This is a genomic window from Acidovorax sp. BLS4, from assembly GCF_032929295.1.
GTDB lineage: Bacteria > Pseudomonadota > Gammaproteobacteria > Burkholderiales > Burkholderiaceae_C > Paracidovorax.
The window spans coordinates 1,523,467-1,535,952 of sequence record NZ_CP136797.1; the positions used below are offsets into that span (position 1 = coordinate 1,523,467).

The 12,486-nt window shown below is 66.7% G+C and carries 13 protein-coding genes; 4 read left to right on the forward strand and 9 right to left on the reverse strand.

Going from position 1 to position 12,486, the window contains the following annotated elements; genetic code table 11:
- Nucleotides 1-7: 7 nt before the first annotated feature.
- Nucleotides 8-907, reverse strand: a complete 900-nt coding sequence (locus R1Z03_RS06975; protein WP_317358078.1) for a LysR family transcriptional regulator — start codon at nucleotides 905-907, stop codon at nucleotides 8-10.
- A 121-nt stretch (nucleotides 908-1,028) separates the two neighbouring features.
- On the opposite strand from R1Z03_RS06975, the gene R1Z03_RS06980 reads away from it, so the two are divergent.
- A complete protein-coding gene (locus R1Z03_RS06980) occupies nucleotides 1,029-1,979 on the forward strand; it encodes an NAD-dependent epimerase/dehydratase family protein (protein ID WP_317358081.1) in 951 nt (316 codons plus the stop codon).
- Between the two features lie 46 nt (nucleotides 1,980-2,025).
- Here the strand turns inward: R1Z03_RS06980 and R1Z03_RS06985 are convergent, their stop codons facing one another.
- From R1Z03_RS06985 to R1Z03_RS07000, 4 genes are all read right to left on the reverse strand, one after another.
- Nucleotides 2,026-2,568 (reverse strand): 2OG-Fe(II) oxygenase, encoded by a 543-nt coding sequence (locus R1Z03_RS06985; protein WP_317358083.1) that lies wholly within the window; start codon nucleotides 2,566-2,568, stop codon nucleotides 2,026-2,028.
- Nucleotides 2,569-2,670: 102 nt separating this feature from the next.
- The gene (locus R1Z03_RS06990) at nucleotides 2,671-3,438 is read right to left on the reverse strand and encodes a hypothetical protein (RefSeq protein WP_317358086.1); all 768 of its coding nucleotides are present in this window, start codon (nucleotides 3,436-3,438) and stop codon (nucleotides 2,671-2,673) included.
- Nucleotides 3,439-3,484: 46 nt separating this feature from the next.
- The gene (locus tag R1Z03_RS06995) at nucleotides 3,485-4,348 is read right to left on the reverse strand and encodes a DUF2167 domain-containing protein (RefSeq protein ID WP_317358088.1); all 864 of its coding nucleotides are present in this window, start codon (nucleotides 4,346-4,348) and stop codon (nucleotides 3,485-3,487) included.
- 135 nt (nucleotides 4,349-4,483) lie between these two features.
- A complete protein-coding gene (locus tag R1Z03_RS07000) occupies nucleotides 4,484-4,846 on the reverse strand; it encodes a response regulator (protein ID WP_317358090.1) in 363 nt (120 codons plus the stop codon).
- 55 nt (nucleotides 4,847-4,901) lie between these two features.
- On the opposite strand from R1Z03_RS07000, the gene R1Z03_RS07005 reads away from it, so the two are divergent.
- Nucleotides 4,902-6,023 carry a HAMP domain-containing sensor histidine kinase gene (locus tag R1Z03_RS07005; protein WP_317358093.1) on the forward strand — a complete coding sequence of 374 codons (1,122 nt, stop codon included), beginning with the start codon at nucleotides 4,902-4,904 and terminating at the stop codon, nucleotides 6,021-6,023.
- A gap of 103 nt (nucleotides 6,024-6,126) precedes the next feature.
- On the opposite strand, the gene R1Z03_RS07010 is transcribed toward R1Z03_RS07005, so the two are convergent.
- From R1Z03_RS07010 to R1Z03_RS07025, 4 genes are read right to left on the reverse strand one after another with little or no spacing between them, the layout of a single operon-like run.
- Complete coding sequence (locus R1Z03_RS07010; protein WP_317358095.1) at nucleotides 6,127-6,993, reverse strand: isocitrate lyase/phosphoenolpyruvate mutase family protein; 867 nt, start codon at nucleotides 6,991-6,993, stop codon at nucleotides 6,127-6,129.
- 4 nt (nucleotides 6,994-6,997) lie between these two features.
- Nucleotides 6,998-8,449 carry a bifunctional 2-methylcitrate dehydratase/aconitate hydratase gene (locus tag R1Z03_RS07015; protein ID WP_317358097.1) on the reverse strand — a complete coding sequence of 484 codons (1,452 nt, stop codon included), beginning with the start codon at nucleotides 8,447-8,449 and terminating at the stop codon, nucleotides 6,998-7,000.
- 58 nt (nucleotides 8,450-8,507) lie between these two features.
- Nucleotides 8,508-9,671 (reverse strand): 2-methylcitrate synthase, encoded by a 1,164-nt coding sequence (gene prpC, locus R1Z03_RS07020; RefSeq protein ID WP_317358099.1) that lies wholly within the window; start codon nucleotides 9,669-9,671, stop codon nucleotides 8,508-8,510.
- Complete coding sequence (locus tag R1Z03_RS07025; RefSeq protein ID WP_317358101.1) at nucleotides 9,668-10,093, reverse strand: hotdog domain-containing protein; 426 nt, start codon at nucleotides 10,091-10,093, stop codon at nucleotides 9,668-9,670. Before R1Z03_RS07025 ends, prpC begins: the two co-directional genes overlap by 4 nt.
- A gap of 120 nt (nucleotides 10,094-10,213) precedes the next feature.
- Between R1Z03_RS07025 and R1Z03_RS07030 the strand changes: the two genes are divergently transcribed.
- Both R1Z03_RS07030 and R1Z03_RS07035 read left to right on the forward strand, forming a co-directional pair.
- Nucleotides 10,214-11,680 carry a short-chain fatty acyl-CoA regulator family protein gene (locus R1Z03_RS07030; RefSeq protein ID WP_317358103.1) on the forward strand — a complete coding sequence of 489 codons (1,467 nt, stop codon included), beginning with the start codon at nucleotides 10,214-10,216 and terminating at the stop codon, nucleotides 11,678-11,680.
- A gap of 155 nt (nucleotides 11,681-11,835) precedes the next feature.
- Nucleotides 11,836-12,414 carry a sigma-70 family RNA polymerase sigma factor gene (locus R1Z03_RS07035; protein WP_317358106.1) on the forward strand — a complete coding sequence of 193 codons (579 nt, stop codon included), beginning with the start codon at nucleotides 11,836-11,838 and terminating at the stop codon, nucleotides 12,412-12,414.
- Nucleotides 12,415-12,486 lie beyond the last annotated feature (72 nt).

Here is a 12,486-nt window from a genome sequence, read left to right on the forward strand (position 1 = left end):
GGCCGCTTCAGCCGCCGCTCTGGATGTAGCGCGTGAGGCCCGCAGCCAACGCGGCGAAGGTGGCAGCGCAGCGCGGGCTCTCGCGCAGGTCCTCATGCATGGCGATCCAGGTGTCCAGCGCGGGCGAAAACACCGGCTGCAGCACGCGCACCAGCGACTTGTCCCGGGCCCCCAACCCGACCTGGCAAGCACCGATGCCGAAGCCTGCCCGGATCGCTGCCAGTTGCGCCAGATCGCTGTCTGCCCGAAACGCGAGCCCGGGGCGAGCGAACACCGGGAATTGCGCCTGCATCCTGCGCAGAAAAGGCGTCTCGTGGTCGAACCCAATCATCGCGTGGCCGGCCAGATCGTCCATCGACTTCGGCACGCCGTGGGCCGCCAGATAGCGCTTGTGCGCATACAGCCCCAGTTCCACAGCACCGATGCGCCTGGCCACCAGGGCCTCCTGCGTGGGCTGGAACATGCGCACGGCAATGTCGGCCTCCCGGTGCAGGAGGTCGTCCGCCGCATTCGACAGCACCAGCTCGATGGTCAGTTGCGGGTGCGCGCTGCGCAGGGCCGACAGGATCGGGGGCAGCACCTCGACCCCGACGATCTCGCTGGCCGTGAGGCGCACCGTGCCGCGCACGCCGGATCCATGGCTGCTGGCCACGCGGCGCAGCGCCGCCGCGGTGGACGCCAGGCCGGCCGCATAGGGTTGCAGCTCCAACGCGGCTTCGGTGGGTTTGAAGCCATCGAACGAGCGCGTGAACAGCTTCAAGGCCAGGGCGTTTTCCAGGCTGTCGACATGGCGGCCGACGGTGGGCTGCGTCAAGCCCATCGCCCGGGCGGCCGCTGACAGCGAACCGGTTTCCAGCACCTGCAGGAAGGTCCGATACCACTCCCAACTCGGTTCGGGATCGGCCATGGTATGCATTGATGAATAGTGGGGATGCGATTTTAGGCAATTTTCTTTGACCCACTCCGCTCGCAAACTGCAGGCTCGCACCGCTGAAGTACCGGCGGTCCAGATTCAGCAGGACATCACCATGCCCCCCATCGCACTCTTCGGCGCCGCAGGCGCCATTGGACAAAGCATCGCCGCTGCGCTTCGCGCCAAAGGCCAGCCCTATCGCGTCGTCGGCCGGACCCGATCCAGCCTGAGCCAGGCTTTCGGCGCCGATCCGCTGGCCGACATCGTGACTTGGAATCCCGACGACCCGGCTTCGGTGCAAGCGGCCGCGTCGGGCGTGGAGACGCTGGTCTACATGGTGGGGGTGAACTACTGGCAGTTCGGGCTGCACCCGGACGTGATGCGCAAGACGCTGGCGGGCGCCATCGCGGCCGGCGTCCGGAACATCGTTCTCATCGGCACGGTGTATCCGTACGGCCGCCCGCGGACACAGCCGGTGCGCGAAGACCACCCCCGGGCGCCGCACACGTTCAAGGGCCGAATGCGCAAGGCACAGGAAGACTTGGTGATGCAAGCCCATGCCGAGGGCCGTATCCGCGCCACGGTGCTGCGCCTGCCGGATTTCTATGGCCCCGGCGTGCAGGCCAGCCTGCTGCATGGGGCTGCGCAGGCCGCCGTGCAGGGCGGCACCGCCGACATGGTGGGGCCCATCGACCGCCCGCACGAGTTCGTTTACGTGCCGGATGTGGGCCCGGTGGTCGTCCAGATGGCGAACACTCCTGCGGCATTCGGCAAGATCTGGAACCTGGGCGGAGCCGGCGTGACCACGCAGCGTGAAATGGTGTCCGAAATGGAGCGCCAGACCGGCAGGGTGCTCAAGCGCAGGGTGGTGGGCAAGACCATGCTGCGCCTGATCGGCCTGTTCAACCCGTTCATGCGCGAGATGGTGGAGATGCACTACCTGCTCACCGACCCGGTGCTCATGGACGACTCGGCCCTGCAGCAACTGCTGGGGCCGATCCACAAGACGCCTTATGCGCAAGGCATCCGGCAAACGCTGGCGGCTGCGGCAGGGCGCGGGGATTGATGCCTGGATCTCTCATGCATGGCGTGCAAGTGGTTCAGACGATGGCCTAGCCCTTGGCGTACAGCACGTCCGAACGCAGCACGTACTTGGTGCCGTCCACCAGCGTGCCGCCTTCGTGCCAGGTGTCGTGGATGAACAAGATGGCCGTACCTTGCCTGGGTTGTATCTGGAAGGTCTTGAAGTCGGTGGCGCCTCCCTCGAAGCCTTCGTTCAGGTACACGAGGAACGTGAGAGCGCTGGTCAGGCCGCCTTCATGCCATGGGCCATCCTTGTGCATCTTGAACCGCTGGCCGGGCGTGTATTGGTAGAAGCGCAGATCCTTGGGCAGGCCCACAGCACGGGCACCCTCGATCTCCGGCAGTTCCACCTGCGACAGCCTGTGCCACAGCAGCGCCACCCAGTCCGGGCTTTCCACCATGGTGCGCTGGTTGTTTCGCACCTGGGGCAGGGGACGGGGTCCACCGTGGGTGCGCACCTCCGCCGCGATGAAACCCGTGTCCTCAGCCAGCTGGATGAGTTGACCGCATTCGGCGGGCGTCAAAAACTGGGGGATGGTGAAAACGCGAGGACTCAGTGTCACCCGATGCATGGTTCGATCTCCGCCAAAAAAACGTCTGAAGCGCAGCCGAAGACCAGCGCGCAGACTGTGTGCTTCGATGGTCTCACAGTGCGTGGAGATGCCGGCTCTGGGCTACTGCACATGCCCATCCGCACTGGCGGCGATGCTGGCTTGCAGCTCGCCAAGGACGGCGCTGAGCCGCTGAAGCGTCTGGGGGTTGTCCTCGGCCTGCGCCTGGTCCATGCCCGTTTCGACGACGGCCTGCGCGCGCTCCGCCAGGTCGCGCCACGCACCCGGCTCCAGCACAGCATGGGCCGCCTGAAGCCAATCGCAAGGGGGCGAATAGGCTGCCGACAGCTTGCGCACGGCGTTGAGCGCAAACGGCGGGCACAGGATGGCCTGCACCGCCACCGAGTGCGCGGTGTGCCGTGGCGTATGGCCGCGTCGCCCCTGCCGCAGGGCCAGCAGCGCGATCCAGAACGCAAACCCGTAGATCAGCGCGAGGCAGCCCAGTTGCGCGGCCTCGCTCGGCCAGAGGAACAGCGCCGCAGGCAGCAGCATGAACAAGGTGGCCCCGAGGCCATACAGCGGCCACGCGAAGCCAGCGAAACCCTTGGCGTGCTGGCGCAGGCTCTCGATCGCCCGCGCATCGCCCGGCAGGTGGACACGCTCCGCGTCCCACCGCAGGGTGTAGACGGGCTGGTGCGGCAGCAGCAAGGCAGGCCAGGCCAGGTAGGCCCAGCGGACCTCGAAACCCTGCGTCGCCAGCAGCCCGTGCCAAACCCGCCGGCCCCGGCGCAGCAAGCCGGCATCTGCGGCCAGCGGCACGCAGGCGTCATACGCGTAGAAGGCGCAGATGGCGAGCATCACCTGCGCTTCGGGGCCCAGCAGCGTGAACACGGGGTGTCAGAGGTTGGCGGTGAGGGGGCCGTAGCGGTCGCGGTGCTCAGGCTTCCTTCTTGCCGCGGCCGAACAATTTGCCGATGGCACCGAAGACAGCGGCCACGCCGACGAGCAGGAACTTCCAGAACGCGGCGATGAAACCGCCGATGACCGTCCACAGGCCCTTCTTGGACGCCACGGCCGCTGCGCCGCCCAGCACCAGTGCACCCAGGCCGATCTTGGCGAGCTTGTCGCCGTTCTTGAATTCGGCGTAGGTCTGGCCGCTGTTGTAGTTGAATCCGGTGAGCACCTGCTTGAACTGCTCGGTGTCCTTCGCGAGGTTTTCGGGATCGGACACGAGGATGGCGCTCATCACGCCGGTGCGGCCCAGGATGCGCGAGGTGTAGTTGATCGCCTGGTGGCCGCTTTCATCGCGCAGGCGCAGGCCCCATTCCAGGCGCTTGCTCTGCGCGTCGTAGTGCGGCTCGACCTGCCAGCCCTCGGTGTACAGGGCCTCCATGCCCAGCTTCTTGCGCTGCTGGTTGCCCTCTGCATCGGCCGCCTTGATGGACGACAGCAGTTCGGGGGCATTGATTTTCTCGTCGTCCTTGATGTAGCCGGTGTCGTCGAACGAGAACACCGCGAACCAGTCCAGCGAGCGCGGGGCGATCAGGTAATGGTTCGGCGTGGGCGGATTGCCATACAGCTGCAGCAGTTTGGCCGTGTCCTTGTCGTCCAAAAAGGCGTATCCCTTCGGGATCTTGACCGTGGCGTTGCTGCCGATTTCGCCCTGGCCCTGGTCGATCCAGTGCAGTGCCTTGACTTGCTCCGCGAGTTTTTCCTGGCGCTGCTGCGATTCCGGCGCCTGGGCCCAAAGGGCCATGGACATGCTGATGCCCACGATGGCCGTAGCCAACGACTTGATCATTTCTTACCCTGTTATGAATTGGTTTTTGGTGTGTGCGCACGGGCCTTGCGCCCAGCCCCAGGCTGGAGCGGACACCTCTGCCGCCCGGCACCAGGGCAAATGTACCCGGTGCGCCGCACCACAAAACCGCTCGGCCTAGGGTAGGAAGATGCCCATGAGCCGTTCGACATTCAAGGGTTTGGTCAGGGCATGACTGAAATCCGGACCGCCCTGGTGCTGCGCCACTTCAGCAACGCTGCCCGACAGGGCGACCAGCACGGGCGCCTTGCCGCCGAGCTTCGCCCGGATCTCACGGGCCACCTGGATGCCGCTCATTCGGGGAAGCATGAGGTCAAGAATGACTACATCGAAATGTCCACTGAGCGCCTGCTCCAGCCCGGACAGGCCGTCGTAAGCTGCCTGCACAGACAAATCGGGATTTCGGATCATCAGCAGTTCGCAGAGCATGTCTGCGGAGTCGCGGTGATCATCGACAACCAGGATGCGTTTGGGCTTCATATTTTCCTGGTAACGGCACACGTTACTTTTCTTCAAGGCCAATCGGAGTATCGCCATGCGCCTTGCGCAGTTCATTCGCCAAGCTCGGGAAGAGATCCTCGCCGAGTCGTTTGCCTATGCAACCCAGATTCCCGCGCTGCAGGGCTCCGCCGCCAGCGTTTTGCGCAACCATCTGCCACTGGTGCTGAACACCATAGCACTGGATCTGGAGCAGCCGCAAAGCCGGGAGCAGTCCATCGACAAATCCCTGGGGCACGCGGCGCCTCCCGCCGAAGAATCGGCTGCGCAGTCCCACGGCACGCTGCGCGCCCGCATTGGGCTGGACATCGAGCAACTGGTGGCCGAATACCGCGTGATCCGCTCCTGCGTGCTGCGGCTGTGGACGGAGGCATGCGAGCCCAATGAGTTCGTCATCCAAGACACGGTGCGTTTCAACGAGGCCATCGACCAGGCGGTCGCGGAATCAGTGGCTTTCCATGCCGCAGAAATTGCCAAATGGCGGCATATTTTTCTAGGGGTGCTGGGCCATGACCTGCGCGGCCCGCTGAACGCCATGATGCTCACCGCAGAGTTGCTGGAGCGGGTCGAGAGCAAGAGCAATGGGCAGGCGATGTACCTGGTCGGCGCGCTGCTGCGCAATGGCCGCCGCCTGAATGCGCTGCTCGACTCGCTGCTCGAATACAACAAGGCCACGCTGGGCGTCGGCATGCAGTTGAATCGCGAGGCGGTCGATCTGGGCGCGGAATGCCAGGAAGAGTTCGAGATGTTGCAGCGGGCCTTTCCCAAACGGCAGATCCAGCTGCAGATCACGGGCGATACGCGCGGCGCCTTCGACAGGTCGCGCGTGCGGCAGGCCGTCTCCAACCTGGTGTCGAACGCGGCGCAGCACAGCCCGGAGGGCAGCGCGGTGGCCGTGATCGTCATAGGCCAGGAGACGGCGGTGGAGATCACCACGGAGAACGTTGCCGATCCGATTCCACAGGACGTGCTGAACACCTTGTTCGATCCCTTGCGGCGCAACGCCAGCGAGGCCGGCGCCTCGTCCGGACACTTGGGCCTGGGCCTGTTCATCGTGCGGGAGATCGCCAGGGCCCACCAGGGCGAGGTAACGGCCACGACGGCGGATGGCGTGATCCGGTTCAGGATGGTGCTGCCCAAATCCCCAAGGACGGCTTGAGGGGCAGGCGCTGTCGGCGAGCCCGGCCGCAAGGGCTCGACGCACCGTTCAGCGGTGACGGCTTGCCGAACTCGCCGATCCGGGCCGGCGCGGGCAGCCTCTGTCAAACATAGCGCCGCTCCAGGGCATCCCATGCGGGCTTGCCCACCAGGCGCTGGCGCTCTGCAAAAGAGGCCACCAAGGCCGGGTCTTCGCCGAGGCGCTTCGTCTCGCGCAGCACGGTGAGCGCTTTCTGCATGCCGGCCACCGCGCCCTGCAGCGCTGCATTGGCATACAGCACGATCCCGTAGCCCAACTGGCCCAGTTCCTCTGCCCCGACGATGGGCGTGCGCCCGCCGATCACCATGTTCATGAGCTGCGGCGTGGCCAGGCGTCCGGGCAGCGCGCGAATGTCCTCGGCCGTGGTGACGGCCTCGATGAACAGAAGATCGGCTCCGGCTTGCGCGAAGCGTTCGGCACGCTCGATGGCCGCCTCCAGGCCCAGCGTTGCGGCCGCGTCGGTGCGCGCCATGATGAGCAGGTCGGGATCGGTGCGCGCATCCACCGCCGCCTTGATCTTGCCGACCGCCTCTTCGCAGGCGATCACCTCCTTGCCGGCAAAGTGCCCGCAGCGCTTGGGCGCGACCTGGTCTTCGAGCTGGATGCAGTCGGCGCCGGCCCGCTCCAGCACGCGCACGGTGTGCCGCACGTTGAGCGCGCTGCCAAAGCCCGTGTCGGCATCGACGATCAGGGGCAGTGCGACCGCGTCGCGGATGCGCGCCGTGTGGTCGGCGATCTCGTGCAGGCCCATGAAGCCCTGGTCCGGCAGGCCGAACCACATGTTGGTCACACCGGCACCGGTGACGTAGAGCGCTTCGAAGCCCAGGTCTTCGACGACCCGGGCCGACAGCGCATTGAAGGCGCCCGGCACCAGCACGCCGCGGCGGGCCTCCACCAGTGCGCGCAGGTGTTTGCGTGGGGTGTGGGCCATGGCGTCAGATCACGTAGAGATCGATGTATTCGTGCACCGGCAGGGCCTCCAGCGTCTGCGCATCGAGCGAGGCCGCCAGGATCGCGTCCTGCTGCTTCGGGGGGAAGCTGCGCGCGAGGTTGCGGCGGAACTTGGCCTCCAGCAGTGGAATGCCTTCGGCGCGCCGGCGCCGGTGGCCGATGGGGTATTCGACCGCCACTTCGGGCAGGGCGCTGCCGTCGTTGAACACCACCGTCAGCGCATTGGCGATGCTGCGCTTTTCCGGGTCGTGGTAGTCGGCGGTGTAGCGGGGGTCTTCCACGCAATGGATCCTGGCGCGCAGCGCGTCGATGCGCGGATCGGCCGCCACGCCGGCTTCATAGTCGGATGCGGTGAGCCGGCCGAAAATCAGCGGCACCGCCACCATGTACTGGATGCAGTGGTCGCGGTCCGCCTCGTTGTTCAGCGGGCCCTGCTTGTCGATGATGCGGATGCAGGCCGCGTGCGTGCGGATGGTGATGCGCTGCACGTCGTCCACGGTCTTGCCTGCGTCCCGCAATTGCTGGTGCAAAGCCATGGCGGCTTCGACCGCGGTCTGGCTGTGGAACTCGGCCGGAAAGCTGATCTTGAACAGCACGTTCTCCGCCACATAACTGCCGTAGGGGCGCTGGAAGCGGAACGGCTGGCCCTTGAAGCACACGTCGTAGAAGCCCCAGGTTTTCGCGGTCAGTGCCGAGGGGCAGCCCATCTCCCCGGTCTGCGCGATCAGCGCCAGACGCACGGCACGGCTGGTGGCGTCACCCGCTGCCCAACTCTTTCGGCTGCCTGCGTTGGGTGCGTGGCGGTAGGTGCGCAGGCTTTGTCCATCGACCCAGGCCAGCGACACGGCGGCCAGCGTCTCGTCACGCGACAGGCCCAGCAACTGGCAGACGACCGCGGTCGACGCCACCTTGACCAGCACCACATGGTCGAGCCCGACCTGGTTGAAGGCGTTTTCCAGCGCGATCACGCCCTGGATCTCGTGGGCCTTGACGATGGCGGTGAGCACGTCGCGCATCACCAGCGGTGGCTTGCCCGCCGCCACGGCGTTGCGGCTGAGCCAGTCGGCCACGGCCAGGATGCCGCCCAGGTTGTCCGACGGATGGCCCCATTCGGCGGCCAGCCAGGTGTCGTTGAAGTCGAGCCAGCGGATCAAAGCACCGATGTTGAACGCGGCCTGCACCGGGTCGAGCTGAAACGGGGTGCCCGGTACCTTGGCGCCGTGGGGTACGGACGTGCCCTTGACGATGGGACCGATGAGCTTGCGCGCCGCGGGGTACTCCAGCGCCTCCAGCCCGCAGCCCAGGGTGTCGATGAGGATGTGGCGGGCGGTGGTGAGCGCGAGGTCCGAGGTCACCTCGTAGCGGAGCGCGTAGTCGACGATATCGACGATGACCTGGTCGTATTCGGGGCGGATGTTGCTGATGGGCGCGGACATGGGGGGCAGGGGTGTCGGGTAGTGGTGAAAAGAAAAGGTGGGATGCGCCAATGCGGCTTCAGGTGCGGTCCGCCAGGGCGACGAAGGCCTGGTCTTCGGGCCCCGTGTAGTTCGCGCTGGGCCGGATGATCTTGTTGTCGATGCGCTGCTCGATCACGTGCGCGGCCCAGCCGCTGGTGCGGGCGATGACGAACAGGGGCGTGAACATGGCCGTGGGCACGCCCATCATGTGGTAGCTCACGGCGCTGAACCAGTCCAGGTTGGGGAACATGTTCTTCGCATCGCGCATCACCGCCTCCAGCCGTTCGGCGATGTCGAACATGCGGGTCGATCCCGCCTCCTGTGACAGGGTTTTGGCCACGCCCTTGATGACCGCGTTGCGCGGATCGCTCACGGTGTAGACCGGGTGCCCAAAACCGATCACCACCTCCTTGGCCTCGACGCGGCGGCGGATGTCGGCCTCGGCTTCGTCGGGGTTGTCGTAGCGCTTCTGGATCTCGAAGGCCACCTCGTTGGCGCCGCCGTGCTTGGGACCGCGCAGCGCGCCGATGGCGCCCGAGATCGACGAATACAGGTCACTGCCGGTGCCGGCGATGACGCGCGCAGTGAAAGTGGAGGCATTGAACTCGTGCTCGGCATACAGGTTGAGCGAGGTGTGCATGGCGCGCTCCCAGCTCGCCGGCGGCTTGCGGCCATGCAGCAGGTGCAGGAAGTGCGCGCCGATGGAGTCGTCATCGGTTTCGACGTCGATGCGCCGGCCCTGGGTGGACCAGTGGTACCAGTACAGCAGCATCGAGCCGAGCGATGCCAGCAGCCGGTCGGCGATGTCGCGCGCGCCGGGCGTGGGGTGCTCGTCCTTTTCTGGCAGGGTGCAGCCCAGCGCCGACACGCCGGTGCGCATCACGTCCATCGGGTGGGCATGCGCGGGGATCTGCTCCAGCGCCGACTTGACGCTGGCCGGCACCCCGCGCATCGCGCGGAGCCGGGCCTTGTAGGCGCGCAGCTCCGCGGTGGTCGGCAGTTTGCAGTGCACCAGCAGGTGGGCAATTTCCTCGAACTCGCAGACCTCGGCGATGTCGAGGATGTCGTAGCCGCGGTAGTGCAGGTCGTTGCCGGTGCGCCCGACGGAGCACAGCGCCGTGTTGCCGGCCGTGACGCCGGACAGCGCCACGGATTTCTTGACGCGGGCGCCGGGGGGGGCGATGGGGGTTGCGAGGGTCATGCGATTTCCTTTGCAAAGGGGAGGGGGTCGGTGGGCAGGGCGGCACCGGAGCGGGGGATGGTTGCGGGGCGCCCGGCGGCGTCCACCGCCACCATTTCGAACACCCCCCGAAGCACCTCCTCCTGCGGACCGCCCAGGGCCTGGGCCAGGCCGGTCACGCAGACGGTCATCGAGCTGCGGCCGACCCGGCTCACGCGGGCTTGCAGCGTGAGCACATGGCCCACCGGCACGGGCGACACGAAGTCGATGCCGGTCACGCTGGCCATCACCACATCCCGCTGAGCCACGCTGCGTCCCACCAGGAACGCCGCTTTGGCCATGGATTGCAGCGCATGGCCTGCGAACAGCGTGCCGTGGTGGTTCGCCTGGCTGGGAAAGACGATGTCCTGGAGCGCGAGGATGGGGCCGCTGGGGGTTGTCATGCTTCGCAATCTACGCACAATGAAGGCATTGATAAAGCACTGAAAAGGCGAAGCTTTGCGAATGAAAAACAGCCAGTTTGCAAATTCTGCGAATTTTTCTTCTGGGTGGCGGGCGACGCGATGAAGAAAACCTTCATGGGCGTGCGCCTGCGCAAGCTGCGCGCCGAGCGCGGCCTGTCCCAGATCGCCATGGCGCAGGCGCTGGGCCTGTCGCCCAGCTACCTGAACCAGCTGGAACAGAACCAACGGCCGCTCACCGTGGCCGTGTTGCTCAAGGTCAGCCGCACGCTCGGGGTGGACGTGCAGCAGTTCTCCGAAGACGAAGAGGCGCGCATGGTGGCGGGCCTTCAGGAGGCGCTGGCGGACAACCCCGGGGGCGAGTCGGTCGCGCTGCCGGAGCTGCGGGAGATCGCCTCGCAGATGCCGGCCGTGGGCCGTGCGTTGCTGGCGCTCCACCGGCGCCACCTCGAAGCCACGCAGCGGCTGGAGGCACTCGCCGTGCGGCTGGGCGATGGCCGGGGGGAAGAAGGGGGGCCGGACAACGGCCAGGCTCCCCTTGCACCCGTGCAGCCCATGGCCTTCGAGCGCGTGCGTGACTTCTTCCTCTCGCACCAGAACTACCTGGATTCCATCGACCGCGCCGCCGAGCAGCTGGCCGCCGAGGCGAAGGCCGAGGGCGGACTGCTGTCCGACTGGCTGGCGCAGCGCCTGCAACAGCAGCACGGCGTGCGCACCGTGCCATCGCAGGACGACATGGGCACGCACCTGCGCAGCTATGACCCGGGCAGCAAGGTGCTGCGGCTGTCCCCGTCGCTCGACCCCGGCCAGATCGCGTTCCAGTTGGGCACGCAGTGGGCGCTGCTGGCGCATTCAACGCTGCTCGATGCGCTGGTGGACCTGCCGGAATTCCGGCACGACCCGCAGGCGCGCGCACTCGCTCGCATCGGCCTGGCCAACTACTTCGCTGGTGCCTTGCTGCTGCCCTACGCCGTGTTTCTGCAGGCCGCCGAAACCACGCGCTACGACATCGACCGGCTGGCGCGGCGCTTCGGGGTGGGCTTCGAAACCATCTGCCACCGGCTCAGCACGCTGCAGCGGCCCGGTGCGCCGGGCGTGCCGTTCTTCTTCATCCGCGTGGACCGGGCCGGCAACATCTCCAAGCGCCAGTCCGCCACCCATTTCCATTTTTCGAAGACGGGTGGCACCTGCCCGCTGTGGAACGTGTACGAGGCGTTTTCGCAGCCCGGCAGGATCCTGCCGCAACTGGCGCGCATGCCGGACGGGCGCAGCTACCTCTGGATCGCCCGGACGGTCTCCACGGGCCAAGGCGGCTTCGGCGCGCCGAGCAAGACCTTTGCGGTGGCCCTGGGCTGCGACATCCGCCATGCGCCCCGGCTGGTCTATTCGCGTGGCATGGACCTGGACGATCCTGAGATCGCCACGCCCATCGGAATGGGCTGCAAGGTGTGCGAACGCATCGGCTGTCCGCAACGGGCCTTTCCATTCCTGGGCCGGCCGCTGGATGTGAGCGAGAACGAAAGCCGCTTCACCCCGTACCCGGCAGGGGACACGGCGGGCCGTGGGTAGCCGCGCACCGTGGCACGGGCCGATGAACGCATCGGCGAACATGGTGCATGCAGTTCGAAGTGAATCTCATTTACCGCATCTCCTATACTGCAGCCTTCACTTGCCTCTTTGCGCCATCGATCCTGCGTTCGCGGGGTCTGGCCATGTCGATGGGCATGGCCCATTCCCCGGTTCAGATTTCCGTGTTCGCGCGCTATTACCGAGAGTTGCTGAGGTTCCTGCAGGGGTCCGTCCAGGATCGCGAGATGGCGGCCGACCTGGCGCAGGAAAGCTATGCGCGGGTGCTGGCCGTGCAGCAGTCGGGCGAGACCATCGCCGAACCCCGGGCGTTTTTGTACCGCACGGCGCGCAACCTCGTCATCGACCAGCACCGCCGCGACGCGGTGCGCGGCCAGCATGCCCCGCTGGAGGGCGACGATGGCTTTGAGCAGGCCGCTCAGGCCCTGGCCGGCCCACGGGCCTGCGAGCCCGAGGTGGCGGCCATGTCATCCCAGACCGTGAACGCTTTGCTGGCTGCCATCGGCGAACTGCCGCTGCGCTGCCGCGAGGCGTTCATCCTGCACAAGTTCGATGGTCTTGCCCAGGCGGACATCGCGCGCCGCATGGGCATCTCGGTGACCATGGTGGAGCGCCACATCCAGCGGGGCATGCAGGCCTGCCGCGATTGCCAGGACCGGCTGGGCGGCTCCCCCCGCGCACCGGCACAGCCCACGCTACCGGAAGGTCCGCGATGACGCGCTGCCCATTCCTGGATCCGCAAGGTTGGGATGGCGCCGTGCCGTGCGTCTACTGCCAGGTACCCTTTT

What these genes read in the sequence shown, in the direction of transcription:
- R1Z03_RS06975 (WP_317358078.1), bottom strand. Translation starts at nt 907, where the DNA reads ATGGCCGATCCCGAACCGAGTTGGGAGTGGTATCGGACCTTCCTGCAG.
- R1Z03_RS06980 (WP_317358081.1), top strand. Translation starts at nt 1,029, where the DNA reads ATGCCCCCCATCGCACTCTTCGGCGCCGCAGGCGCCATTGGACAAAGC.
- R1Z03_RS06985 (WP_317358083.1), bottom strand. Translation starts at nt 2,568, where the DNA reads ATGCATCGGGTGACACTGAGTCCTCGCGTTTTCACCATCCCCCAGTTT.
- R1Z03_RS06995 (WP_317358088.1), bottom strand. Translation starts at nt 4,348, where the DNA reads ATGATCAAGTCGTTGGCTACGGCCATCGTGGGCATCAGCATGTCCATG.
- R1Z03_RS07000 (WP_317358090.1), bottom strand. Translation starts at nt 4,846, where the DNA reads ATGAAGCCCAAACGCATCCTGGTTGTCGATGATCACCGCGACTCCGCA.
- R1Z03_RS07005 (WP_317358093.1), top strand. Translation starts at nt 4,902, where the DNA reads ATGCGCCTTGCGCAGTTCATTCGCCAAGCTCGGGAAGAGATCCTCGCC.
- R1Z03_RS07010 (WP_317358095.1), bottom strand. Translation starts at nt 6,993, where the DNA reads ATGGCCCACACCCCACGCAAACACCTGCGCGCACTGGTGGAGGCCCGC.
- R1Z03_RS07015 (WP_317358097.1), bottom strand. Translation starts at nt 8,449, where the DNA reads ATGTCCGCGCCCATCAGCAACATCCGCCCCGAATACGACCAGGTCATC.
- prpC (WP_317358099.1), bottom strand. Translation starts at nt 9,671, where the DNA reads ATGACCCTCGCAACCCCCATCGCCCCCCCCGGCGCCCGCGTCAAGAAA.
- R1Z03_RS07025 (WP_317358101.1), bottom strand. Translation starts at nt 10,093, where the DNA reads ATGACAACCCCCAGCGGCCCCATCCTCGCGCTCCAGGACATCGTCTTT.
- R1Z03_RS07030 (WP_317358103.1), top strand. Translation starts at nt 10,214, where the DNA reads ATGAAGAAAACCTTCATGGGCGTGCGCCTGCGCAAGCTGCGCGCCGAG.
- R1Z03_RS07035 (WP_317358106.1), top strand. Translation starts at nt 11,836, where the DNA reads ATGGCCCATTCCCCGGTTCAGATTTCCGTGTTCGCGCGCTATTACCGA.